The organism is Planctomonas deserti, assembly GCF_003067705.1.
In the GTDB taxonomy this organism is placed as follows: Bacteria; Actinomycetota; Actinomycetes; order Actinomycetales; family Microbacteriaceae; genus Planctomonas; species Planctomonas deserti.
Genome location: NZ_QANL01000001.1, coordinates 1069313 through 1093230 on the forward strand (window position 1 = coordinate 1069313; position 23918 = coordinate 1093230).

General features: G+C 70.6%; 22 protein-coding genes. 9 read left to right on the forward strand and 13 right to left on the reverse strand.

Annotation, left to right across the window (positions count from 1 at the left end):
* Window positions 1-65: 65 nt before the first annotated feature.
* Complete coding sequence (locus tag DAI20_RS04885; protein WP_159084917.1) at window positions 66-1526, reverse strand: HNH endonuclease signature motif containing protein; 1461 nt, start codon at window positions 1524-1526, stop codon at window positions 66-68.
* A gap of 286 nt (window positions 1527-1812) precedes the next feature.
* Here DAI20_RS04885 and DAI20_RS04890 point away from each other — a divergent pair, with 286 nt between their 5' ends.
* Window positions 1813-2370 (forward strand): P-loop NTPase family protein, encoded by a 558-nt coding sequence (locus tag DAI20_RS04890; RefSeq protein ID WP_108249384.1) that lies wholly within the window; start codon window positions 1813-1815, stop codon window positions 2368-2370.
* Between the two features lie 127 nt (window positions 2371-2497).
* Here DAI20_RS04890 and DAI20_RS04895 read toward each other — a convergent pair whose 3' ends face one another.
* From DAI20_RS04895 to DAI20_RS04905, 3 genes are all read right to left on the reverse strand, one after another.
* Window positions 2498-2683 carry a hypothetical protein gene (locus tag DAI20_RS04895; RefSeq protein ID WP_108249385.1) on the reverse strand — a complete coding sequence of 62 codons (186 nt, stop codon included), beginning with the start codon at window positions 2681-2683 and terminating at the stop codon, window positions 2498-2500.
* Window positions 2684-2793: 110 nt separating this feature from the next.
* On the reverse strand, window positions 2794-3447 hold the full coding sequence (locus DAI20_RS04900) for a histidine phosphatase family protein (RefSeq protein WP_108249386.1): 654 nt from the start codon (window positions 3445-3447) through the stop codon (window positions 2794-2796).
* Window positions 3448-3578: 131 nt separating this feature from the next.
* Window positions 3579-4790 carry an MFS transporter gene (locus DAI20_RS04905; RefSeq protein ID WP_108249387.1) on the reverse strand — a complete coding sequence of 404 codons (1212 nt, stop codon included), beginning with the start codon at window positions 4788-4790 and terminating at the stop codon, window positions 3579-3581.
* 259 nt (window positions 4791-5049) lie between these two features.
* Here DAI20_RS04905 and DAI20_RS04910 point away from each other — a divergent pair, with 259 nt between their 5' ends.
* The 5 genes from DAI20_RS04910 to DAI20_RS04930 all read left to right on the forward strand — a co-directional run bounded on the left by DAI20_RS04910 (window position 5050) and on the right by DAI20_RS04930 (window position 10502).
* The gene (locus DAI20_RS04910; RefSeq protein WP_108249388.1) at window positions 5050-6414 is read left to right on the forward strand and encodes a PP2C family protein-serine/threonine phosphatase; all 1365 of its coding nucleotides are present in this window, start codon (window positions 5050-5052) and stop codon (window positions 6412-6414) included.
* 14 nt (window positions 6415-6428) lie between these two features.
* Complete coding sequence (locus DAI20_RS04915) at window positions 6429-7328, forward strand: PhzF family phenazine biosynthesis protein (RefSeq protein WP_108249389.1); 900 nt, start codon at window positions 6429-6431, stop codon at window positions 7326-7328.
* A gap of 78 nt (window positions 7329-7406) precedes the next feature.
* Window positions 7407-9239, forward strand: a complete 1833-nt coding sequence (locus tag DAI20_RS04920) for a glycoside hydrolase family 88 protein (RefSeq protein WP_108249390.1) — start codon at window positions 7407-7409, stop codon at window positions 9237-9239.
* 37 nt (window positions 9240-9276) lie between these two features.
* Window positions 9277-9882: a class I SAM-dependent methyltransferase gene (locus DAI20_RS04925; RefSeq protein ID WP_240605876.1), complete on the forward strand. Its 606-nt coding sequence runs from the start codon at window positions 9277-9279 to the stop codon at window positions 9880-9882.
* Between the two features lie 98 nt (window positions 9883-9980).
* Complete coding sequence (locus tag DAI20_RS04930; protein ID WP_108249392.1) at window positions 9981-10502, forward strand: GNAT family N-acetyltransferase; 522 nt, start codon at window positions 9981-9983, stop codon at window positions 10500-10502.
* A 51-nt stretch (window positions 10503-10553) separates the two neighbouring features.
* On the opposite strand, the gene DAI20_RS04935 is transcribed toward DAI20_RS04930, so the two are convergent.
* The 8 genes from DAI20_RS04935 to DAI20_RS04970 all read right to left on the reverse strand — a co-directional run bounded on the left by DAI20_RS04935 (window position 10554) and on the right by DAI20_RS04970 (window position 17383).
* The gene (locus DAI20_RS04935) at window positions 10554-10850 is read right to left on the reverse strand and encodes an ArsR/SmtB family transcription factor (RefSeq protein WP_108249393.1); all 297 of its coding nucleotides are present in this window, start codon (window positions 10848-10850) and stop codon (window positions 10554-10556) included.
* Window positions 10851-10936: 86 nt separating this feature from the next.
* Window positions 10937-11284 carry a DUF2834 domain-containing protein gene (locus DAI20_RS04940; RefSeq protein WP_159084918.1) on the reverse strand — a complete coding sequence of 116 codons (348 nt, stop codon included), beginning with the start codon at window positions 11282-11284 and terminating at the stop codon, window positions 10937-10939.
* 210 nt (window positions 11285-11494) lie between these two features.
* Window positions 11495-11650: a zinc transporter permease gene (locus DAI20_RS04945; protein WP_108249395.1), complete on the reverse strand. Its 156-nt coding sequence runs from the start codon at window positions 11648-11650 to the stop codon at window positions 11495-11497.
* Between the two features lie 220 nt (window positions 11651-11870).
* Entirely contained in the window at window positions 11871-12770 is a 900-nt protein-coding gene (locus tag DAI20_RS04950) for an ABC transporter ATP-binding protein (protein ID WP_108249396.1), read from the reverse strand.
* Entirely contained in the window at window positions 12767-13645 is an 879-nt protein-coding gene (locus DAI20_RS04955; RefSeq protein ID WP_108249397.1) for an ABC transporter ATP-binding protein, read from the reverse strand. Before DAI20_RS04955 ends, DAI20_RS04950 begins: the two co-directional genes overlap by 4 nt.
* The gene (locus DAI20_RS04960) at window positions 13642-14625 is read right to left on the reverse strand and encodes an ABC transporter permease (RefSeq protein WP_108249398.1); all 984 of its coding nucleotides are present in this window, start codon (window positions 14623-14625) and stop codon (window positions 13642-13644) included. Before DAI20_RS04960 ends, DAI20_RS04955 begins: the two co-directional genes overlap by 4 nt.
* Before the next feature lie 18 nt (window positions 14626-14643).
* Entirely contained in the window at window positions 14644-15633 is a 990-nt protein-coding gene (locus DAI20_RS04965; RefSeq protein ID WP_108249399.1) for an ABC transporter permease, read from the reverse strand.
* 46 nt (window positions 15634-15679) lie between these two features.
* Window positions 15680-17383, reverse strand: a complete 1704-nt coding sequence (locus tag DAI20_RS04970) for an ABC transporter substrate-binding protein (RefSeq protein ID WP_108249400.1) — start codon at window positions 17381-17383, stop codon at window positions 15680-15682.
* A 149-nt stretch (window positions 17384-17532) separates the two neighbouring features.
* Here DAI20_RS04970 and DAI20_RS04975 point away from each other — a divergent pair, with 149 nt between their 5' ends.
* Both DAI20_RS04975 and DAI20_RS04980 read left to right on the forward strand, forming a co-directional pair.
* Window positions 17533-18807 carry an ROK family transcriptional regulator gene (locus tag DAI20_RS04975; protein WP_108249401.1) on the forward strand — a complete coding sequence of 425 codons (1275 nt, stop codon included), beginning with the start codon at window positions 17533-17535 and terminating at the stop codon, window positions 18805-18807.
* A 174-nt stretch (window positions 18808-18981) separates the two neighbouring features.
* Window positions 18982-21138: an alpha-galactosidase gene (locus tag DAI20_RS04980; protein WP_108249402.1), complete on the forward strand. Its 2157-nt coding sequence runs from the start codon at window positions 18982-18984 to the stop codon at window positions 21136-21138.
* Window positions 21139-21228: 90 nt separating this feature from the next.
* Here DAI20_RS04980 and DAI20_RS04985 read toward each other — a convergent pair whose 3' ends face one another.
* The gene (locus DAI20_RS04985; protein WP_108249403.1) at window positions 21229-22098 is read right to left on the reverse strand and encodes a LacI family DNA-binding transcriptional regulator; all 870 of its coding nucleotides are present in this window, start codon (window positions 22096-22098) and stop codon (window positions 21229-21231) included.
* A gap of 281 nt (window positions 22099-22379) precedes the next feature.
* Here DAI20_RS04985 and DAI20_RS04990 point away from each other — a divergent pair, with 281 nt between their 5' ends.
* Entirely contained in the window at window positions 22380-23747 is a 1368-nt protein-coding gene (locus DAI20_RS04990) for an ROK family protein (RefSeq protein WP_240605877.1), read from the forward strand.
* Window positions 23748-23918 lie beyond the last annotated feature (171 nt).

Here is a 23918-nt window from a genome sequence, read left to right on the forward strand (position 1 = left end):
TCCCTTCGACAGGCTCAGGGACCGCCGGGTCGGCTTCTCTGCGACATGTCCAGGTCGAAGCATGGTCAGCCGCCCGGTGACGCCGGATCAGAAGGGCGCGCCAAGGTTCGGTGGCGGAGGCGGTGTCGGCGGGCTTTCCAGTCCTGGACCGCTCTGCTCTTCGTCGCCAGGTGCCGCGGCTCGCGGTTCGGGCTGAGCGATCTCGGTGGCAGCAACTTGTAGTGCCCGCCGGTTCTGGTGATGTCCCAGCCGTGATGGTGCAGGAGCAGGTGGTGGTGCTTGCACAGGAGCACGCCGTCGGTGATGTCCGTCTTGCCGTGGTCCCGTTTCCACTGGTTGATGTGGTGGGCTTCGCACCAGGACGGCGGGCGGTCGCAGCCCGGCCACATGCAGCCGCCGTCCCGGACGGCGAGTCCGATGCGCTGGCGGGTGGTGAAGAGCCGCTGTTCCCGTCCGACGTTCACGCACTGCCCGTCGTCGTCGAGGACCACCGCGACCGTTCCCGTGCTGCACACCTCGCGGCGGATCGTGGCGATCGAGACCGCCTCGCCGGTGTCCTGGATCGACCCGTGACCCTTGCCCGCGTCGAGCGACTCCTTCGTCACGATCACCCGGACCGCCGGTCGCCGCGATCCGTACACCTGACCAGGATCGGCGTCTGCTCCGATGCGGAGGAGCTCCAGGAATCCGTCGGCCGCTAGGCGGTCGGTCGGCCGCGGGTCGTTGACGATCGCGTCGATCCGCTCCCGATCCTCCTCCTTCACAAATCGCGGTCCGCCACGTCTCGGGTTCGTGAGCTCGTCGAGGACGGAGAGGAGGAACGCGCCGGGCTCGGGGGCGTAGAGGAACCTGCCCTCCACCATCCCGTCGAGGCGCTTCCAGGCCTTCAGGTGCTGCTGGTCCAGCTGGGCCTTCTCGCGGTCGGCGACCTCGGTGTCGTTCAGGTCGTCGCGGAGCTGTCGCGCTCGGCGGTGCAGTTGGCCTGCCGTGAGGGTTGCGGCGTCCTGAACCAGCTCGGTCGCGGCCGCGGACAGCGCTTTCACGGACACCGAATCATCAGGCAGCCCGAGGCCAGCTCGGATGGCGTCCGCCTGAGCAATGGAGATTCGACCGTCGGTCACGGCGTGAGCGATGGGTGCGTGCCAGGGAGCCGGGGGAGCAGGGAGTTCGGGGTGCTCGCGCTGAAGGGTTTCCACGGCGTCCGTTTCGGCGAGCATCTTGCCCACCTCGACGATCGAGACAGCGCCACCCTTCGTCGTTCCCGTGATGGCCTCAACCATCGCTTGAGGCGTCCTGTAGCCCTCCTCTTGGGCGAGGCCGGCGGAGCCCAGGTCGGCGCGGGAGCGCCGGTCGAGCTCGCCGGCGATCCAGGCGGAAAAGGTGTCGCAGGACTGTCGCAGGTCAGCGATAGCGTGCAGGGCGTTCACCAGATCCTGCTTCGGTAGGAGCGCGAATGCGGCCGGGGAGGAGCCCAGGCGTGCGACGGTATCCGCCGTGCGGAGGAGCGTCGCTGCCGGGGTTCCCATAGCACACATTCTACCACGTCGAAAGTTTCTTCGATGAAGAACTTTCTGCCCTGTGGAGAACTTTCCGGGTCAGGTCGGAGTGACAGCGAGCGTCCCTTCGACAAGCTCAGGGACCGTGGGGTTCGTCGGAGAAGCGGTCGGCGGCCCTGCGACGAGGCCATGGGACCGTGCGCGTGGGGTCTTGTGCAGCGGGGCCCGCGGCCCTTCGACGAGCCAGGGAGCGCGTCACCGGCCGCGCGTCGCGAGGGCCCTGCGGCGCAGCCCACCCGCGTCATAGGCTGGCCCGATGCTGACGGCCCGGGATGTGCTCGATCCCGTGCCGCGGAGGGTGCTGGTCGGCGGGGTCACCGGGGCGGGCAAGACGACTCTCGCCCGGCGCATCGGGGAGATCCTCGGCCTGCCGCACACCGAGATGGACGGGCTGTATCACGGCGTCGGATGGGTTCCTCGGCCGACCTTCGTCGAGGACGTCGAAGCCTTCACCGCCGAACCCACGTGGGTGACCGAGTGGCAGTACACCGCAGTGCGCGGCCTGCTCGTGTCGCGGGCGGACACTCTCGTCTGGCTCGATCTGCCGGCCCGCGTGACCCTCTGGCGGGTCCTCCGCCGGACCCTCGTCCGGCGGGCCCGGCGCACGGTCCTCTGGAACGGCAACGTCGAGCCCCCGCTCAGCACGATGATCGGCAACCCCGACCACCTCCTGCGCTGGGCCTGGCGCACACGGCACTCGATGCCTGAGAGGGTGCTGCCGCTCGAGCGGGATCACCCGCACCTGCGCATCGTGCGCCTGCGGAGCAGCCGCGACGTCGCCCTCTGGCTCGCCACCCTCGCCCGATCCTCCTGAGGCAGTGCCCCGAACGGTCCAACGCGTGACCCGCAAGGCTCACCTGGGAGGCGGCCACCGGGCGCAGAAAAGGCCGGAGCCGACGGGGTTACCGTCGACTCCGGCCGAAGCGTGGCGTGAAGCCGGCCTACTTGCCGAAGAGGCCGCCGAGCTTGCCCAGCAGGTCCTGCGGGTTGACGCCGAACTTCGCCAGCAGGTCTCCGTGCTGGTCGGTGTCGACCTTGTCGGGCAGCTCGGAGTCGGCCTTCGCCGCCTCGTCGTGCTTGCCCATGCTCATGAGTTGCTCGATGATCTGGCTCTTGTCGATGTTCATGCAACCAGTCAACTCCGATGCATCCGGCCGGGCGAGGGATCGTCGTCGCCGGCAAGAAGCCGCCCTCGCCGAGCAAGAAGAGACCCCGAACCCGTCGCCGAAAGCGTCGCTCAGCGGGCCTCGCCCGTGGGGTCGGGTGCCGTCGCATCCTCGAGCTGGGCGCCGCCGAGGGGAGCATCGGCCCACTGCTCGGCCACCCAGCCGTCGTCGGGCGAGCCCTCGAGGATGACCACGGCCGTGTTCTCCAGGTGGTTCACCCGGCTGAACTCGACCCCGACGTTGCGGGACGCCCGCGATGCCCAGGCGCGGATTGCGGCGCCGTGGCTGAACACGGCGACCGTGCCGTCGTGCCGGGACGCGATCTCGGCGATCGCGTCGTCGTACCGCGCGAAGAATTCGTGCCCGCTCTCGGCATCGGGGATGCGGGCCGCCAGGTCGTCGGCCCAGGAAAAGATCGTGCCCATGTAGAGCCGGATCGCATCGGGGTCCGACCGCTGCTCGAGGGATCCCGCGGAGATCTCGCGGAGCCCCGGCAGCTCGGTCGGGGTGATGCCGAGCGCCTCGGCGAGGGGAGCGGCCGTCTCGTGGGTGCGCACCATCGTGGAGACGTAGATGGCGTCGATGGCCTCGTCGGCGAGGGCGTCCGGCACGGCGGCCGCCTGCTCGCGCCCCAGCTCGGTCAGACCCGGACCCGGCACGACCGCGCCCAGTGCGCCACGCGCGTTGTCGGGTGTCTGGCCGTGACGGATGAGGAGGAGTCGCATTGTTCCGAGGCTACTTGAGCGATATGGGAAGTGCCCCGGGTGCACAGCAGCACGGCGGTCCACTCCGGATGCACGGCAACAGTCGGCCCGCCTCGAGCGCCAAGCGACCCGCCAGGCCGCGGTCGCGACCCCTACGCGCGCTTCCGCGCCCGTGCGTGGCGCACGGCGTCGACTCCCACGCTGAGCACGAGCGCGACCGCCAGGAACGCGATCTGCACCGAGGGCAGCTCGCCGATGCCGATCCCGTCGAGCAGCAGCCCGCCGAGGAGCGCACCGCCGCCGATCCCCACGTTGAACGCGGTCGTCTGCAGCGCCGCCGCGAGGTCGCGCACGCGGAACGACGCGGTGTGCAGCATGCGGGTCTGCAGCATCGCCGGGATGCCGCCGAACGCGACGCCCCAGACCACGAACGCGGAGACCACGATCACCGGATTGCCCGAGAAGAGGGCGAGCACGAGCACCGCGAGCATGACCGCCCCGACCGCGCCGACGAAGCCGCGCTTGGGGAAGCGGTCCGCCGCGAAGCCGGCGAGTACGAGGCCGATGGCACCCGCGCCGCCGTAGAGGAAGAGGAGGAACGCGACGGACGTGTCGGGGAAGCGCGCGACGTCCGTGAGCCACGGCGCGATGTACGTGTAGAAGATGTTCTGCCCCGTCACGAGGATCACGATGACGATGCACAGCAGCACAACGCCGGTGACGCTGCGGTCCTTGTACAGCGGCAGCGGGATCTCGCCGGTGCGCAGCGTGACGTGGTGGTTCACCGGCGGCAGGAACTTCACGACCGCAAGGGCCAGCAGCAGCACGACGGCCGCAATGATCATGAAGGCGGCCCGCCAGTCGAGGGCGTGACCGAGCGCGGTGCCCACGGGGACGCCGAGCACGAAGGCCGCGGATGCGCCGCCGGAGGTGATCGCCACGGCTCGGCCGAGCTGGTGCTTCGGCACGAGGTGCGCGGAGTAGGCCGCCACGACGGCCCAGAACAGGCCGTGCGCGAGACCGCCGAGAATGCGGGCGCCCACGAGGATCTCGTAGGTCGGCGCGATCGCGGCCAGCACGTTGGCCAGCGCGATGATGAGCAGCACGACGACGACGAGCGTCTTCCGCGAGTACTTGCGGGTCAGTGCCGCGAGCGGCGTGGTCGCGACGACCACCGTGCCGGCGAAGATCGTGACGAGCAGCCCGGCCCGGGAGATGCTCACGTCGAGGTCCCGAGCCATGTCGGGCAGGAGCCCGGTGGGCAGGAACTCGCTCGTGACCGAGGCGAAGATGGCGCCCGCGAGGGTCAGGAGGCCGATCCAGGGGAAGGCGGGGGCGGCGGTCTGGGAAGTGGGCGCGGACACGTGAAACCGTTCGAGGAGAGGGGTGGGAAGGAGCGCGGAAGACCGCCCAGCCGGCAACCGCTTCCGCGCGGCGCTGCAACAACCCTAGGCGAGCCCGGCGGCACCGCTGCCCGCGCCGAGCATGCATCACCGACCGATTCGGCGGATCCCCTTCCCTCCGAAGGGCCTGCAGAATCGGGCGCGGTGTGGCGGGAGGGCATCATCCGCCGCAATACTCGACGTGAACCATGCACGCGCATGAACGGAGCCGGGGGGACCATTGCTTGACGCCGCCACCCTTCGGGTCGCGTTCGCCCTGACGGCTCTCACGCTGCTCGCGCTGTTCCTCCTCGTCACCTACCGGAGCACGAGGACGCCGTACAGCCTGTGGTGGAGCTGCGCCCTCGCCCTCTTCCTGGCGGGATCGGGCGCCTACCTCTTCGACTTCACGCCGCAGCAGGTCTGGGCCAACCCGCTTGGCAACGGTCTGTTCGTCGCCGGGGCCGCGAGCGTCTGGATCGGCGCTCGGTCGCTGCGCGCGCGTCCGCTGCACTGGTGGCAGCTCGTCGCCCCGACCGTCGTGATCATCGTCGTCTCGGCCTTCGACTCACCGGCGACGAACGACTGGTCCGGCGGGCCGCTCTTCCTCGCTCTCCTGTCCGGCCTCATCGGGCTCTCGGCGCGCGAGATCCTGCTGCTCGATCCCGGATACTCCCGCACGCGCTGGCCGCTGTTCCTCGCGTCCGCCGCGCTCTCCGCCTACTACCTCGTGCGCCTCGTCGTGTACCTGATCGACGGGCCCCGCGGCGCGGTGTTCGTCGAGTACTTCGGCACCCAGACCACGACGCTCATCACCATGGTGCTGCTGATCGTGGTCTCCTTCTCGATGGCGTCCCTGAGCGGCGAGCAGCTCGCCCGCGAGATGGGCGTGCGGATGGAGCGGACCGGCCGCGAGCTGGCCGAGGCGGGGCAGGTGCAGCGGCGGTTGCTTCCCGCGGAGGCGCCCGGGGTGCCCGGCTACGACGTCGCGGGCGCGTGCGTGCCCAGCGGGGCAATGAGCGGCGACTTCTTCGACTGGCAGCACACGCCCGGCGGGCTCGCCCTGACCGTGGCGGACGTGATGGGCAAGGGCGTCGGCGCGGCGATGATCGCGGCGACGGTGCGCGCGGCCCTGCGCGTCACCGTGCCCAAGGCCGCGCCGGCCGACGCCGTCGCGGCGGTGGACAGGGTGGTGGAGACGGACCTCGTGACGAACGAGGCCTTCGTCACGCTTCTGCACATGCGCCTCGATGCGACCACGGGGGTCCTGACCGTCGTGGATGCCGGCCACGGCCTCGGCCTCATCGCGCGAGCGGATGGCACCCGCGAGCTCTTCCGCTCCTCGAACACGCCCCTCGGTGTGCTCGGCGGTCAGGTGTGGAACGCCCGCACGTACCAGCTCTGCCCCGGCGATCTCGTGCTCGTGTTCAGCGACGGGGTGCTCGACCTGTTCGACGGCACGTTGGACTCGCTCAGCCGCGCCGCCGACCTTGCCCGCTCCGCCGCGCCGACCGCGCAGGACGCCGTGGACAGCATCCGCCGGCTGGCCGAAGGCGTCGAACTGCCCGATGATGTGACGGTCGTCGCCGTCCGGCGCATGGCCTGACCCCGAGGAGGACCGTGTCAGACGACGTCGAGGTGTTGCGTCTCACCGCATTCTCGTCCGATCCCGAGGGTGGCAATCCCGCCGGGGTCGTGCTCGACGCCCGCAGCCTGTCGGACGAGCGGATGCAGGAGATCGCCGCGGAGGTGGGCTACGCCGAGACGGCGTTCGTCACGGCACCACCGAGCCCGGAGCAGCCGGGCCGGATGGGCATCCGCTACTTCTCCCCGACCGCGGAGGTGCCCTTCTGCGGGCACGCCACGGTCGCCACCGCCGTCGCGATCGCGGACGGCCTCGGTGGCCAGAGGATCCCGGCACCCGTCGACGGTGCCTTCCTGTTCGAGACGGCTGTCGGCGAGGTCCGCATCACGACGCGCCGCGGGGTGGCGGGGGCGGGCACCGTCGCATCCGTCACGAGCGTCGAGCCGATCGTGACGGAGCCGCAGCCAGACGTGCTCGACCGCCTGCTCGCGCTTCTCGGGCTGACCGAGGGGGATCTGGACCCCACCCATCCGCCGCGCCTGTCCTTCGCGGGCAACACCCATCCCGTCGTGGTGGTCGCGGATCGCGGGCGCTTCGATGCCTTCACCTTCGATCCGCACACCGCGCGTGCCCTCATGGACGAGCAGGGCTGGGCGGGCACGATCACCGTCGCCCATGCGAGAGGCAGGGCGGACTCCCCGGCGGAGTACGAGGCGCGGAACATCTTCCCCGTCGGCACCATGAACGAGGATCCGGCCACGGGATCGGCGGCCGCCGCGCTCGGCGCCTACCTCCGCGCGCTGGGGCTGGTGCAGCCACCGGAACGCGTGCTCATCCGCCAGGGACGGCACGTCGGGCGCCCGGGGCTGCTCACGGTCGACGTCCCCGCGGCGGGCGGCATCATCGTCTCGGGAACCGCGACGCGTATCTCCTGACCTGAGGCATTGCCCTGCCACCCGCGGGCGCACTAGCTTGAGCGCGATACCGGTCGCGACAACGCTCAGGACAGGTCGATGAAGAGAAGGTTCTCCCTGCTGTCGACCCTCGCGGTCGCCCTGCTGGTTCCCGCGCTCGCCGTGAGCGGCCTGCCTGCCGCGGCGTCTCCAGCGGCAGCCGCCCCCCAAGCCGGTCCCGAAGCCGGTTCCACTGCTGCCACGGAAACGGCCAGCGCCCTGCTCGCCGTCACCGCCGTCGAGGCCCTCCCATCCCGCGCTTCGATTGTGCAGGCGGGCCGGTCGGCCGTCGACTACTTCTACACCGCGGGCGGAGGCGCGACCGCCGACGACGGCTGGCGCTGGGCGCCGTACTTCATGGCCGTTGAGGCCCTGCATCAGGAGACGGGCGACCCGCTCTACCGGCAGCGGCTTCAGGCCTGGGGCGACCGCAACGCGTGGAACCCGGAGGCCGCGGAAACCCCGACCTCGAATCCGGACAGCCGCGCGGCGATCCAGGTGTGGCAGGACTCCGTGCGGGCCGGCGTATCCGTGAACCTCGCGCCGTCCGACCGGGTGATGGCCGCCGACCTGTCCCTCGCGCCGAGCCGCTACTGGTGGATCGACGCCATGTTCATGGGACTTCCGCTCTGGCCCCGCTGGGCCGACCGCACCGGCAACGCGGCCTACCAGGTGAAACACGCGCAGTTCTACTCGTTCCTCAAGACCCAGGGTGCGACGACGGTGCGCCCCGGCTGCACGAACACGGGGCTGTTCGACCCGTCCGAAGACCTGTGGTGGCGGGACTGCAAGTACGTGCCGCAGCGCGACGCGCTCGGCAACAAGGTGTTCTGGGCCCGGGGCAACGGCTGGGTCATGGGCGCGATGGCCCGGATGCTCATGGACCTGCCCTCGACGGATCCGAGCTACGCCGAGTACCGATTGATGCTGCAGCGCATGGCGGCGCGCGTCGCCGCCCTTCAGGGCTCGGACGGCATGTGGCGCAGCAACCTGCTCAGCCCCTCGATCTACCCCGCGCCGGAGACCAGCGCGACGGCCCTCTTCACCTACGCCATCGCGTACGGCATCCGTACGCGCGTGCTCGATTCGGCCACCTACCTGCCCGTGGTCACGCGGGCGTGGAACGGCATGCGCGCCACGTCGCTCACGAGCTCCGGCTTCCTCTCCCACTGCCAGGGCGTGGGCGAGGCGCCGGCCGCTCCGAGCACGACCACCTCCATCGCCTACTGCGTCGGCGCGTTCGGGCTCGCCGCGACCGAGCTCGCGAAGCTCTCCGGCGACCTGGCCTCCGACTCCTTCGGCCGCACCGCGACAGGAGGCCTCGGCACCGCCGACATAGGCGGCACCTGGACCACGGCCGGCACCGCGTCGAGCTTCACCGTGAACGGCCGCGCGGCGAGGATCACCACACCGGCCGGCTCCACCCGCTACGCCTACCTGAACGGTGTGACTACGGCGGGCTCCGACTCGCGTGCGGTGCTCAGCTTCCCGCGCCCGACCGCCGGCAGCGTCTACGCAGGGCTACTCGGCAGGCGGGTCGGGACGGCCGACTACCGCGGCCGCGTCGTGGTCGGTGCCAACGGCTCCGTCCAGATCCAGGTGCAGCGCACCGGCATGACGCTCCGCAGCGCCCTGGTCCCCGGGCTCACCTACTCCGCGAACCAGAAGCTGAACCTGCGCGTGCAGGTGACCGGCAGCGCTCCCACTACCGTGCGAGCCAAGGTGTGGCGGATGGGCTCCGTGGAGCCGACCTCGTGGCAGGTGACGGCGACGGATGCGACGGCCGGTCTGCAGAGCGCGGGCGCCGTCGGGCTCTACAGCTACTTCAGCGGCAGCGGATCGCCCTCGACGGTCACGGTCGCGGTGGACGACCTCTCGGTGCGCACCCCCTGAGCGGAGATCTCCGCGGCGGACCTCCTACGCTCGTCTCGTGGGATCAGAGGTCGAAGCCGCGTACTCCCGGCGAGCGGACGAGTACACCGAGCTCCTCGGGTCCATGACGACGGTTCACCCGTCGGACCTGCACCTCGTGACCGGGTGGGCCGACGGGATCGAGGGACCGGTGCTCGACGCCGGCTGCGGCCCGGGGCACTGGACGGCCCACCTCGCCGAGCGCGGCGTCGACGCGCGCGGGATCGATCAGGTGTCGCGCTTCATCCGCCACGCCCGCCGCGCCCATCCCAGCGTGCCCTTCGACGTCGGGAACATGGCCGCCCTACCGGATGCCTCCGGCAGCATCGGAGGAGTCCTCGCCTGGTACTCGCTCATCCACCATGAGCCCGCCCAGCTCCGGGCGGCGCTCGCCGAGTTCGCTCGGGTGCTGCGACCGGGAGGAGGGCTCCTGATCGGCTTCTTCTTCGGTCCCGCGCACGAGAGGTTCGACCACGCCGTCGTGAGCGCGTTCCGCTGGCCGGCGGAGGCGCTGGGCGAGGAGCTCAGGGGCGCCGGCTTCGAGATCCTCGAGGCGCACACCCGGACCGGCCGGGGCTCCCGCCCGCACGGCGCGATCGTCGCCCGGCGGTTCGCCGCCGGCTGACCGACCGACGGTCGACCGGGCGAACGCCACCGTGACGGTGACAACGGTGAGCGCGGTGGCTGGCGGGCGGGTCACCCGCCGTCTGCCAGGCTGAGGCCATGCCCCGCATCCGACTCGTCGTCCCTCACGACGGTGACGCCCTCGCCGAGCTGCAGCAGCGGAACAGGGAGTACCTGGCCCCCTGGGAGCCGATCCGCGGGGAGGACTACTTCAGCGCCGCCGGGCAGCGCGCGGACATCGGGGTGGTTCTCGCCCGCCACGCCCGCGGGAAGACGGTGCCGTTCGTGATCCTGGATGACGACGGGTCCGTCGCCGGCCGGCTCACGCTCAGCGGCATCGTCCGCGGTGCGTTTCAGTCCTGCAGCATGGGCTACTGGCTGAGCGAGGACAGGACCGGTCGCGGCCTCGCGACCGAAGCGGTGAGCTCCGCCGTCGCGCACGCCTTCAGGGACCTCGGACTGCACCGGGTGCAGGCGGAGACGCTGCCGGCCAACGGTGCGTCGCAACGCGTCCTCACCAGGGCCGGCTTCGAGCGCTACGGCCTGGCTCGCGGCTACCTGAAGATCGCCGGGCGCTGGCAGGATCACGTGATGTTCCAGCGGCTCAACGAGGATGCCTGAGGGCGACGGCGAGCGGCTCACCGAATCGGCGGGCTCATCGGACCGGCGGGCTCACCTCTGGACGGGCTCGCGCGAGTGCTCGATCGCGTCCGCCACGATGTGGGATACGTGGCGGTCGGCGACCGAGTAAATCGCCTCGCGGCCCGTGCGCTCCACCTGCACGAGGCCGACGCCCCGGAGCACCCGCAGGTGCTGGGACACGAGCGGCTGCGACAGCCCCGACGAGACGACAAGGGCCGACACGGACGACGCGCCGTCCGCGAGCAGGCGCAGCAGCCGCAGTCGCGACGCGGACGACAGCGCCTTGAACAGGTCGGCGGCCGCCTCCAGCCCCTCGTCGTCAGCCATGGCAACACATTAGCGGCCACGAATACGAGGAGCGGCGCCGCCGCGCATGCCCCGGTTCTCGCGCTCCCGTGCGCACCGTCCCGGGGTCAGGCGTCGGAACGCCCGGTGGGAGACGGCTTGCTCCCGAGCTTGAGTTCCCGCACCCCGAGGAAGAGCGGGAACGCGAATGCGACGGCAACCAAGATCGAGAGAGGCACGAGCAGGAGAAGGAACCACCACGGCAGCCCTATGCGGCGACCCTCCGTGAAGTACAGGAGGAGCGTGACGAAGAGCACGGTGATGATGTCCGCGGCCGCGGACGAGCTTGCGGGATTCGCGAACCAGTCCCCGACGTAGTTGCTGCCCCGGTAGGAGAGATTGAAGTACCAGGTCGCGACCAACCCTCCGACGGCGAGTGCGAAGTAGATGGTGGCGACAATGCGCGTCTTCTTCATCGGAGGTCCTCTCTCGGCGCCGTCGGGTGCGGCCGTGTCCCTCATAGTGCTCCGGTTCTGATCCCCGCCGGTGCTTGCTGGGGGTCGTCATCGATCGCTGGCAGCGCACGCACTGACGCCACCAGGGTGCCGCGGGCAGACAGAAGGGGCCCCACCTACAGGTGAGGCCCCTCGCGTCGAGCTCAGCGCGTCGGCTCAGTGCTCGTCGTATCAGTGCTCGTCGTAGTGGTCCTCGTGCTCGGCGTGCATGTGCTCGCCGTGCATGTAGTCCACGTGGTCGCCGTGCTCCACGCTCTGGTGGCCGCAGTCCGCGCCGTGCTGGTGCTCGTCGGTGGTGTGCTCCGCGTGCACATCGGTGTCGGTCATTTGTGTTCCTCTCGTCCGAAGATCGGGGTGGTCGTGGGTCCCACGAAACCATACCCATAAACGGATTGCAATACGTCTATCTAATTGAGAACGGGAATCACGGAACGGGAATCACGGAACGGGAATCACAGAACGGGAATCGCGGGTGTCCTCGTAGGAAAAGGCGGTGCCCGGAACGGGCGAACCGTTCCGGGCGCCGCCCGTTGTCGAGGGAGTCGCTTCAGGACACCGGGACGGGCCGCTTGTCCAGGGAGGTCCACTCGCCCGTGTAGTGGTTGAAGCTCACCGAGTTGTCGATGCCGCTGCGGTCGGGCGCGCCCGCCGCGCGGACCAGCTTGCCCATGCGCTCCGGGTCCGGCGCGGACGCGGCGAGCAGCTTCGTGTAGTCGTGCTGCGGGTTGAGGATCACGGAGTCGGCCGGGCCGCGCTCCACGACGCGCCCGCGGTAGAGCACGAGGATCTCGTCGGAGAAGTGGCGGGCGGTGGCCAGGTCGTGGGTGATGTACAGCACGGCGAGGTTGTCCTCGCGCTGCAGGCGTGCCATCAGGTTGAGTACGCCGAGGCGGATCGACACGTCGAGCATCGAGACGGGCTCGTCGGCGATGAGCACCTGAGCGCCCGGGGCGAGCGCACGGGCGATCGCGACGCGCTGGCGCTGGCCGCCGGAGAGCTCGTGCGGCCGGCGGGCGGCGATGTCCTCGGCGGGGGAGAGGTTCACGCGCTCGAGCATGTGCACGACGCGCTCGTGCGTCTCCGCGGCCCCGCGGGTGCGGCGGTGGATCTTCAACGGCCGCGCCACGTGGTGCTCGATGCTGTGGAACGGGTTCAGCGACGCGAACGGGTCCTGGAAGACCATCTGCACGTGGCGGCGGTAGACGGAGCCGTGCACTGGCGTGCGGTCGTCTAGAGTCACATCGATGGAGCCCGAGGTCGGCTTCTCGAGCCGGGCGAGCATCCGCGCGATGGTGGACTTGCCCGATCCGGACTCACCGACGAGCGCGACGGTGCGGCCGGGCAGCAGGTCGAACGACACGCGGTCGACGGCGGTGAGCGTCGAGCGCTTCATGCCGTTGCGGATGTGGAACTCCTTGGTCAGGTTCTTGACCTCGACGCTCGTCATCGGTTGTCTCCCGTCAGGGCGTGGTCGCCGGTGCGGATGAAGTCGCCGCGGTCCCCGGTGAGGCTGGGGAAGGAGCCCAGCAGCTTCTGCGTGTAAGGGTGCTGCGGGTTGCGGTAGATCTGCTCCCCGCTGTTCAGCTCCACGATCTCGCCCCGCAGCATGATCGCGATGCGGTCGCTGATCTCGAGGAGCAGCGGCAGGTCGTGCGTGATGAAGATCACGGCGAAGTTGAGCTCGTCGCGGAGGCGGATGATCTCACGCAGGATGTCGCGCTGCACCACCACGTCGAGGGCCGTCGTCGGCTCGTCCATGATCATGACCTGCGGCTCGAGGATCAGCGCCATGGCGATCATGACGCGCTGGCGCATGCCTCCGGAGAGCTCGTGCGGGAAGCTGTTCAGGCGCTTGGGGTCGACCCCGACCCGCTGCAGCACATCCTGGCTGCGGGCGCGGCGCTCGGCCTTCGACATGCCCGGCCGGTGGGTGCGGAGCACGTCGTCGAGCTGGGCGGCGATGGAGATGACCGGGTTGAGCGCGTTCATGGCGCCCTGGAACACCATCGAGAGCTTCGACCAGCGGAACGCCCGCAGCTTCTCGTCGGAGAGGGCGAGCAGGTCGATGTCGCTGCCGTCCGCGTCCGAGAAGGTGACGGACCCGGAGGCGATGCGCGCCGGCGGCTTGTGCAGGCGGTTGATGGCGTAGGCGAGCGTGGTCTTGCCGCAGCCGGACTCGCCGGCGAGGCCGAGGATCTCGCCGGGGGCGAGGGTCAGGCTCACGTTCTTGACGGCGGTGACGGGGTTGGCGACGTCGTAGACGACGCTCAGGTCCTCGACCGTGAGCACCGGGCGCACGGCGCGCTCTGTCAGTGCGGTCATCGGGCTGCAGCCTTCCTGGCGATGCGCATGCGCTTGGCGTGGGCACGCACGTTGCGGAGCTTGGGGTTGATGATCTCGTCGATGCTGAAGTTGATGAGCGAGAGGCCGCAGCCGAGCAGGGCGATGATGAGACCCGGCGGCACGAACCACCACCACGCCTTCAGCTGCAGGGCGAAGCCGTTCTGCGCGTAGAAGAGCATGGTGCCGAGCGTCGACGAGTTGGATGCGCCGAGGCCGAGGAAGGCGAGGCCGGCCTCGCTCAGGATCGCGAAGATCACCGCGAACACGAACTGCGAGGCGATGACGGGGAGCAGGTTGGGCAGGATCTCCACGGCGATGACCCGCCAGGAGCGCTCGCCGGCAACGCGCGACGCGGCCACATAGTCACGGTTGCGCAGCGACAGGGTCTGGGCGCGGAGCACGCGGGCGGACGCGGCCCAGCCGGTGATGGCGAGCACGACCGCGATGGTCCACAGCCCGCGCTGCTCCTGCGGCACGAAACCGGAGATCACGATGACCAGCGGCAGGCCGGGGATCACGAGCATGACGTTGGAGAAAAGGGAGAACGCCTCGTCGGCGAACCCGCCGAGGTAGGCGCCGAGGACGCCGAAGAACGCGGAGAGCAGCGTCGCGAGCACACCGACGATGAGGCCGATCTCGAGCGAGCCGCGTGTCGCGAAGGCGAGCTGGGCGAGCACGTCCTGGCCCGTCTGTGTCGTGCCCAGCAGGTGTCCGCCGCCGGGCGGCTGGAGCCCGGAGTTGCGCACGGTCGTGGGGTCCTGCACGAACAGCGGGCCGAGGAGGCCGAAGAGCACGATCGCGGCGACGATGCCGAAGCCGATCACGAGGGACGGCGTCATGCTGGGCAGCATCGCGCGCCAGCCGGCACGGGGCTTCCTGCCCTCCTCGCGGGCGGTCGCGGCGAGGGCCTCGTCGGCGTCGGCGACGGACGGTTCCGTGGTGGGAGTGAGGTTGGTCATGTGTCTTTCCGCCTTCGCCTAGCTGCGGGCCCGGGTGCGGGGGTCGATGATGCCGTAGAGCAGGTCGACCAGGAGGTTGGCGCCGAGCACCGCGAGGGTGATGACGAGGAAGATGCCCTGCATGAGCGCGTAGTCGCTGTTCTGCACGGCCTGCAGCAGCTTGGAGCCGATGCCGGGGTAGGAGAACACCTGCTCGGTGATGATCGAGCCGCTGACCACGAAGCCGAGGGAGATCGCGAATCCGGCGATGGAGGGCAGGGCCGCGTTGCGCGCTGCGTAGCCGCCGAGGATCCGCGAGTTCTTGAGGCCCTTCGCCTGCGCCGTGAGGATGTAGTCCTCCGACAGGGTCGAGACCATCATGTTGCGCATCCCGAGCAGCCAGCCGCCGATGGACGACAGCACGATCGTGAGCGCGGGCAGCGTGCCGTACTCGATCGCCGAAAGGATGAACTCGGTGTTCCAGCCGGGGCTGAGCACGACGTCGTATCCGCCCATGCCCGGGAGCAGGTGGAGCGTCGACGAGATGATCAGCACGAGGATGAGGGCCAGCCAGAAGTACGGCACGGCCGCGAGGAGGGTGGTGGCCGGCACGAGGCTGTCGAGCCACGTGCCGGGCTTCCAGCCCACAATGGCGCCGAGGCCGACGCCGAGGATGAACGACAGGATCGTCGCGATGCCGACGAGCGCGATCGTCCAGGGCAGGGCCTGGCCGATCACCTCGCTGACGGGGGTCGGGAACACGCTGACCGCGATGCCGAGGTCGCCCTTGGCGAGGTTGACCAGGTAGTTCCCGTACTGCACCCACAGCGGGTCGTCGGTGCCGCCGCCGAGGAGGAGTTCGTAGGACCGGCGCGTGGCGGCGTCGACGATGCCGCCACGCTGCTGAAGCTTCGCGAGCAGGACGTCCACCGGGTTGCCGGGCATCAGACGCGGAATCAGGAAGTTCAGCGTCAGAGCGGCCCAGAGGGCAACCAGGTAGAAGCCAAGCTTCCGAACGAAATAGCTCACTTCATGTCACCAATCACTTGCGGACTCTCCTCGGCGGGGCGGCCGACTACTTGCCGGTCGGGGTGAGCGAGGCGAACACCTGCGAGCTGTCCGGGCGGGACCAGACGGCGGGGACCGCGTAGAGGTCCTCCTCCGTGGGCCAGCCGGAGAACTTGGCGGCGTTGTACTCGCTGGTGGTTCCACCGGTCAGCACGGGGATGTACGGCAGGTTCGCCGCGATCTTCTGCTGGATGAGGTCGTAGTGCGGCTTGCGCGACTCGACGTCGGTCGGGTTGGACGTGCGCAGCGCGGCGAGCGCCGCGTCGACCTCGGGGTCGCTGAAGCGGGCGAAGCCGGGGTTCACGCTCTGACCGACGGGGCCGGTGTTCGCAGTGCTGAAGAACTCGTTGTACATGTAGTACGGGTCCGCAGCGGGGCCCTGGGTGACGGAGTCGATGAGCAGCTGGTACTCACCGAGTCCGCGGACCTCGGTCCACTCGTTCCACGAGGACTGCAGAGCGGTGATCTCGATGCCCACGGCCTTGGCCTGCTGGGCGAGGAGGTCGACGGCCGTGATGTAGTCGGTCCAGCCGGTCACGACGCGCACGCTCATGGCGAGGCGCACGCCGTCCTTCGCGTAGATGCCGTCCGAGCCCTTGGCGTAGCCGGCGGCCTCGAGGATCTGGGTCGCCTTGTCGACGTCGGCGCTCATCGGGGCGGTCTTCTCCGGCAGGCTGTCGGAGAGGATGGCCTCGTCACGCTCGGGCAGGGCGAAGCCGGGGGAGACCTCGGCGGCCGTGTCCTGGAACGCCAGCGAGTTGATCTGGTCGCGGTCCATCGCGTAGTAGAGGGCCTGGCGAACGGCGGGGTCGGTCTGCGGTCCCTCGCAGCCGAGCTCCGCGTTGGAGCAGGTGAACAGGGCGACCTGGTTCATGTGCACCGTGACGGCCTTGTAGCCGGGGTAGTTCTTCTCGACGTTGGCCATGTCCGGCACGGGGCCGGTCTGCCAGTCGATGCTGCCCGCGGCGAGGGCGTCCGCGCCGGCCTGGTTGCCGGAGAGGGCGACGTAACGCACGTGCTTGAGCTCGGGCTCGCCGTCCCAGTAGGTGGGGTTGGCGTCGTAGCGGAAGGCCTGGGCCTTGAACTCGCCGAGCACGAACGGGCCGGTGCCGACGGGCTCCGCGACGACGTCGGTCGCGGGGTCGATGTCCTTCCACAGGTGCTCGGGCACGATCCACGTGCGGCCGAGGATGCTGGGGCCGTTCACGAACGCGGGAGCCGGGAAGGTGATGGTGACGTGCGTCGGGTCGACGACGGCAACCTCACCGTCGAAGCCGATCGCGTTGATCGCCGGGTTCTCCTTGAGGAGGTTGAGGCTGAAGGCCACGTCGTCCGCCGTGAAGTCCTCGCCGTCGCTCCACTTGACGCCGTCACGCAGGGTGACGGACAGGACGGTGCCGTCCTCGTTCCAGGAGAACTCGGTGCCGAGCAGGGGCTTGGGGTCCCCGCTCTGGAGCTGGTTGTAGTAGAACAGCGGCTCGAAGATTTCGCCCGGGCCGCCGATGGTGGAGGGCGAGTACGGGTTGAAGTTGATCTGGTAGTCGCCGGCCTGGCCGGTGTAGGCGACGAGGGTGTCGGACGCGCTGCCGGAGCCCGAGCCCCCACTGCTGCCGGAGCCGGATGCGCTGCACCCGGTCATGAGGAGCACTGCGGCCGCCGCCGTGGCGACGAAGGCTGCTCCCTTCCGCCTAGCGGAAACGTTGCGGAACATCGTTGATCCTTCCTGCGTCGCCACAGCGATGTGGGCGAGCGATCTGTGTCCAGTCTCGGTGCGGCTGGTGTTTTACATTCTTAGCGAACTAAATTAAGTAAGTCAACAAAGGAGGCAGTGCCTCCCAGCCAACCGCGAAGGAGTGGTCGATGGCGACTGCAACTGCCCTAGCCCGGCCACGAACGCACGGCATCGTGCTCGACCTCATCCGTGCCGCGCGCACGATCAGCAGGGTCGAGCTGGTCGAGGCGTCGGGTCTCACCGGGGCCACGATCACCAACGTCGTGCGCGAGCTGCTGGACGACGGCCTCATCGAGGAGGCGGGCAGGGCGGAGTCCACGGGCGGCAAGCCGAGGACGCTCCTGCGGCTCCGAGCCCGGGCCCGCTTCACGGTCGGGGTGCAGCTCGACCGGTGCAGCTGCACCATCGTCATCATCGACCTGGCCGGTCAGCTGGTCGCCCGCACGGCCATGGGCGGTGCCGGCCTCCGCTCGCCCCGCGAGACCCTCATCGCGGTCGCGGACCACCTCGACGGACTCATGGCCACCGCGGACGTGCAGCGGAGCCTCGTGCTCGGCATCGGCCTCGTCAGCCAGGGTCCGCAGGACCTCACCTCGGGTCGCCTGCTTACCGGGAACCCCATGGGAGCCTGGCACGGCTACCCGCTTCTGGACGAGTTGGAGGCCATCACCGGGCTGCCCGTTCTGCTCGACAATGACGCGACGGCCGCCGCGATCGGCGAGTTCTGGATCGGCGGGGTCGAGCCTGCCAGCACGTACGGCTGCATCTACATGGCCAGCGGCATCGGCGGTGGCGTCGTGAGCAGGGGCGGCGTGTACCGCGGCGGCACCTCGAACAGCGTCGAGATCGGCCACGTCTCCCTCGACATCGACGGCGAGACCTGCGAGTGCGGCAATCGCGGCTGCCTCGAGCACTACGCCGGACCGGAGGCCGTGATCGCGGGCGCCGAGCGGGTGCCCGGCCTCAGCCGCCGCCTCGGCCTCACCCACGGTGACACGGACACCCTGGTGAACTTCACCCGCATCGCCCGCGCGGCGATGGCGGGGGACCCGGAGCCGCTGCGACTGCTGCACGCGTCCGCCCGATACGTGGCGCACGCGGCCATCGGCCTCGCCAGCCTCTTCGACCTCGACGCCGTGGTGCTCGCGGGGCAGAGCTTCGCGTCCGCCGGCTCCATCTACGCCGAGGCGATGCAGACCCAGCTCGACCGCACGGGGTTCGCGCGCGACGTGCATCCCGTGCAAGTGTTGCTCTCGAAGAGCGGCGCGGACGCCGCCGCCATCGGTGGGGCGGTGCTCGTGCTGCGCAGCGAGCTGACCCCGCGCGACCTTCGCCGGCCGGACGGGCAGTCGCTGCGCTACACCGAGCCCCACCCCGTGCGCGACCTACCCATCACCGCCTGACGCGGCAGCGCACGGGGTCCCCGGCGCCAAGCCCGATCGCCGAGCCCGGTCGCCGGGGCCGGATGCCGGGTCCGAATGCCGTTCGCCGGGACGATCCACCGGGACGCCTCAGGCAATCACCATCACCCATCGCCACGCACCGAGACGCACTGCCCCGCACCGACAAGGAGACCCATGACCGATTCCACTCCCGACTCCGCCGCCTCCGAGTACGCGGTGCTGCGCCGCGAGGGCACGTCCCTCGTCGTGGAGCGCCCGGCCGCGGGACTGCCTCGCGTGCTGCACTGGGGCGCCGACCTCGGCGCCCTCGACCCCTCGGCATGCTCCGAGCTGGCGGTCGCCATCAGCAGGCAGACCGCCCCGGGCACGCTCGACGCCGCGTGGCAGCTGACGATCCTTCCGCAGGAGGCGGACGGCTGGGCGGGGCGCCCCGGTGCGCTCTTCGCCCGCCAGGGCCGGCCGGTCTTCCCGCGCTGGAGCGTGGAGGAGTTCGCCGCCGACGGCGCGACCCTCACGGTGCGTGCCGCCGACGCCGCGGAGTCCCTCGCGCTCACCGCGACGATCGCGATCCTCGACGGCGGCGTCGTCACCGTGCGGCACGAGCTGACCAACACGGGAACGGACGCCGTCGCGGTCGAGTGGATCGAGGCGACGCTGCCCGCACCCAAGGCGGTGGACCACCTCACCGAGTTCTCCGGACGCTGGACCCGCGAGAAGGCGCCGCACACCGGTCCCATGCCGCGGGGCGCGCACGTGCGGCAGACCCGCCGCGGGCGCAGCGGCCACGACGCGCCGCACGTGCTGCTCGCCTCGATCGATGCACCGCGTGACCGCTCCGGCGAGGTCTGGGCCGTGCACCTCGGGTGGAGTGCGGACGTGACGTACCGCACCGACCGGATGACCGAGTCCGTCGCGGTGCTCGGGGCCGGTGAGATGCTGCGTCCCGGCGAGATCACTCTCGCGGCCGGCCAGTCGTACGAGACGCCGGTCTGCTACTTCGCCTGGAGCGACGGCGGCCTGGACGGCATCAGCGCCCGGTTCCACCGCTACCTGCGCGCGCGGCCGCAGCACCCGAAGTCCCCGCGCCCCCTCGTGCTGAACACGTGGGAGGCGGTGTACTTCGACCACAACCCGGAGTTCCTGCTGAGCCTCGCGGACACGGCCGCCGGCGTCGGCATCGAGCGGTTCGTGCTCGACGACGGGTGGTTCATGGCGAGGCGCGATGACACGAAGGGACTCGGCGACTGGGTCGTCGACCCGGCCGTGTGGCCGGACGGGCTCGAGCCGCTCGCCGAGCGCGTGCACGAGCGCGGCATGGAGTTCGGCCTGTGGTTCGAGCCGGAGATGGTGAACCTGGACTCCGACGTCGCGCGGGCGCATCCCGACTGGCTGCTGCACAATCCCGCGCACATCGAGCACCCGGCCGAGCTGTCCTGGCGCACCCAGTTCGTGCTCGACCTCGCCAACCCCGACGCCTACGCGCACGTGTTCGGGCAGATGGACGAGCTCGTCACGCGGCTCGGCATCGACTTCATCAAGTGGGACCACAACCGCGACCTCGTGGAGGCGATCCACGACGGCAACTACGGCGTGCACGAGCAGACGCTCGCCGCGTATCGCCTGATCGCGGAGCTGAAGGCGCGCCACCCCGGGCTGGAGATCGAGTCGTGCTCCAGCGGCGGCGCGCGCACCGACCTCGGCATCCTGCAGATCACCGACCGCGTGTGGGCGAGCGACTCGAACGACCCGGTGGAGCGGCAGGACATCCAGCGCTGGACGGAGCTGCTGCTGCCGCCGGAGCTCGTCGGCGCGCACGTCGGCCCCTCGCCCGCGCACAGCTCGGGCCGGTTCACCGACCTGAGCTACCGCATGGCCACGAGCCTCGTCGGCTCATCGGGCTTCGAGTGGAACATCGCCGAGTGCAGTGAGGAGGAGCTCGAGACCATCGCGCGCTTCGCCGCCCTCTACAAGGAGGTGCGCCACGTGCTGCACGGCGGCACGGTCGTGCACGGCGACGTGCGCGACCCGGGACTCCGGCTGCACGGCTTCGTGGCCGAGGATGCCGCGGAGGCCGTGTACGTGATCGCGAGCATCGTCACGCTCGAGGACTCGCTGCCAGAGCGGGCGCGCCTGCACGGGCTCGACCCCGACCGCACCTACCGCGTCCGGGTGCGGAAGGAGATCGGCGACACCCAGTACGGCTGGCACCACCCCGAGTGGCTGTCCCGCGGCGAGGTGACCCTGCCCGGATCCGTGCTCGGCACCGTGGGCCTGCAGCTGCCGCCGCTCTGGCCGGCCCAGGCGGTCGTGCTGCACGTGACGGCGGTCTGACCCGGCGGCGCCGAGGCGGGAGGCGCCGTCGCCCCTGGTCTAGGCGGGGGTGCCGTTGTGCCGCGCGGGATGAGGTGCGGCGGTTGGGGTTCAGTCGCCTCTGCTCGGGGGAGGTGCCGTTGTGCCGCGCGGGATGAAGTGCGGCAGTGGCGCCTCCCGGCTCGGCGCTTCCTTGCCCTCGAGCAGCGCGAGCAGGGCGGCACCGGCGAGCTCGCCGAGCTCGTGCACGTCGTGGCTCATGGCCGACAGCGGAGGCGAGGCGAGGCGGCAGAAGGTGGAGTCGTCCCAGGCGAGCAACGACAGCCGGTCGGGGACGGGGATGCCGAGCTCGTGGGCGACCGAGAGGCCGCCGACCGCCATCATGTCGTTGTCGTAGACGATCGCCGTGGGCGGGGTCTCGGCCGCGAGCAGCGCACGCGTGCCGTCCGCGCCGCTGGCCTCGGTGTAGTCGCCCTCGACCGTCGTGCCCTCGGCCCCGGCCTCGCTCACGGCGGAGTCGAAGGCGCTCGAGCGCGACTTCGAGTGCAGGAGGCCGAGCGGCCCCGACACCCGGCCGATGCGGCGGTGGCCGAGGCTGGTGAGCGCGCGAACGGCATCCAGCATCGCGCCGTAGTTGTCGACCCGCACCGACGTCACAGGCTCGCTCGAGGCGGGCTCGCCCAGCACGACGGCGGCGAGGCCTAGCGAGCGGATGCGGTCGGCCCGCACGTCGTGGTCGATGAGGTCGCCGAGCAGCACGCCGGCGACGGTGCCGAGCTTCGCCCAGCGATCGTACGTCTCCAGCTCCGCGTCGCGATCGGGCACCACCTGCAGCAGCACCGAGTAGCCCTGCTCGCCGAGCACGCCCTCCATGCCGGCGATGATCTCGGAATAGAAGGGGTCGATGCCCAGGGTCCGCGGCGACCGGCGGAGCACCAGGCCGACCGACGTCGGCCGCCCCGTGCGCTCGTGGATGCTCATCCCTGCAGTATCCACCACCCGTCTCCACCTGCACGGGGCGGCGGCGGTTCTCCCCGCGGTCCCGGAGCCTCGCACGGTCCCTGAGCCCGTCGAAGGGACGCGCCCGCCACACGGTCCCTGAGCCTGTCGAAGGGACGCAGCCGTGACACGGTCCCTGAGCCTGTCGAAGGGACGCGCCTCTACCGCCGGCGCGTACCCATCCGCCCATCGGCCGCGGCGCGCCACTCACCTCGACGCCACCCAGGGAACCGGACGGCGCCCGCGGGGTGATAGGAATTGCTGTGCGACCGCGAATGCCGCGGCGCAGCGACGAGATCCCCACCCGTTGCTTGGACGGTCGTCTCGAGGTGAACGCCATCTCCACCACGCATCGCGGTGAAGCGCCCGCCCGATCGCGCTCGTCGCTGGCCGTCGCCACGAGCCGCGGCCTGGTCTTCGACCTGATCCGCTCGCGCGGTCCCATCAGCAGGGTCGTGCTTGCGGCATCCACCGGTCTGACCCAGGCGACGATGTCGTACGTGGTCCGCGAGCTCATCGAGGACGGCCTCGTGATCGAGACCGGGCACGGCGAGTCCACGGGCGGGAAGCGGCCGACGCTGCTCGACATCGACCCCGCCGCGCGGTTCGCCGTCGGGGTGCAGCTCGGGGCGGACGAGATCACCTACGTCGTCACGAACCTGGGCGGCGCCATCATCGGCCGCACCCGCACGCACGGCCCGACCGACGACCCCGAGCACGTGGTCACCCAGATCGCGGACCGCATCGCCGAACTGCTCGACAACGTGGGCGTCCGTCGCGATCGGGTCGTCGGGCTCGGCATCGTGGCACCCGGCCCCCTCGACCTGGTGTCCGGCACGATCTTCGCGCCGCCCACCATGACGGCCTGGCAGCAGTTCCCCCTGCGCAGCCGGCTCGCCCAGGCGACCGGGCTGCCCGTGCTGCTCGACAACGACGCGACGGCCGCCGCGGTGGCGGAGTTCTGGGGCGGCGCGCTCGCCGACTCCAAGGCGCACATGACGGTCTACATGGGTGCCGGCATCGGCGCGGGCATCGTGCTCGGCGGGACGGTGTTCCGCGGCGCGAGCGGCAACACCGGCGAGCTCGGCCAGGCGCTGCACCGCTCCGGCTCCGCGTCAGGGTCGGGATCCGCATCCGTATCCGTATCCGCATCCGCATCCGCATCCGGATCCGCGTCCGAGGACGAGTGGGTCACGGTCGAGGACGTCGCCGCGCCCGCCGCGGTCGCCGCACGCGCGCGGGCCGCGATCACGTCCGGCGTCCTGACCGGCATCGAGCTCACCGCCGACGCGAATCCCTACCGCGACTTCGCCCTGGTGGCCCTCGCCGCCACCCGCGGCAACGCGGAGGCCCTCGCCCTCATCGCGGAGTCGGCGGAGGCGCTAGCCGGGGCCGTCGTGTCCGCGGCCAACATCCTCGACCTCGACTCGGTCGTGCTCGCGGGGCCGTCGTTCGCCACCGCCGGATCCCTCTACGTGCGCGTGCTGAAGCGCAAGCTGGACGCGCGGTTCTTCGCGGGCGACCTGCACGATGTGCAGGTGCGGCTCTCGGGCCAGGTCGCGGAGGCCGCCGCGGTGGGCGGCGCGGCCCTCGTGCTGCAGAACACCCTCTCGCCCCGCTCCTTCGCCTGACCCGCCCGCCCTGCACCCCGCGAGCCCCGCATACCCTCCGGTGAGGTGCCCACTTCGGTCCCGAATCCGGCCCGAGCGCATCCGATCGGGCACCTCACTGGAGAGACATTCCGGTGAGGTGCCCACTTCGGTCCCGGATTCGGGCGGAGGGCATCCGAAGCGGGCACCTCA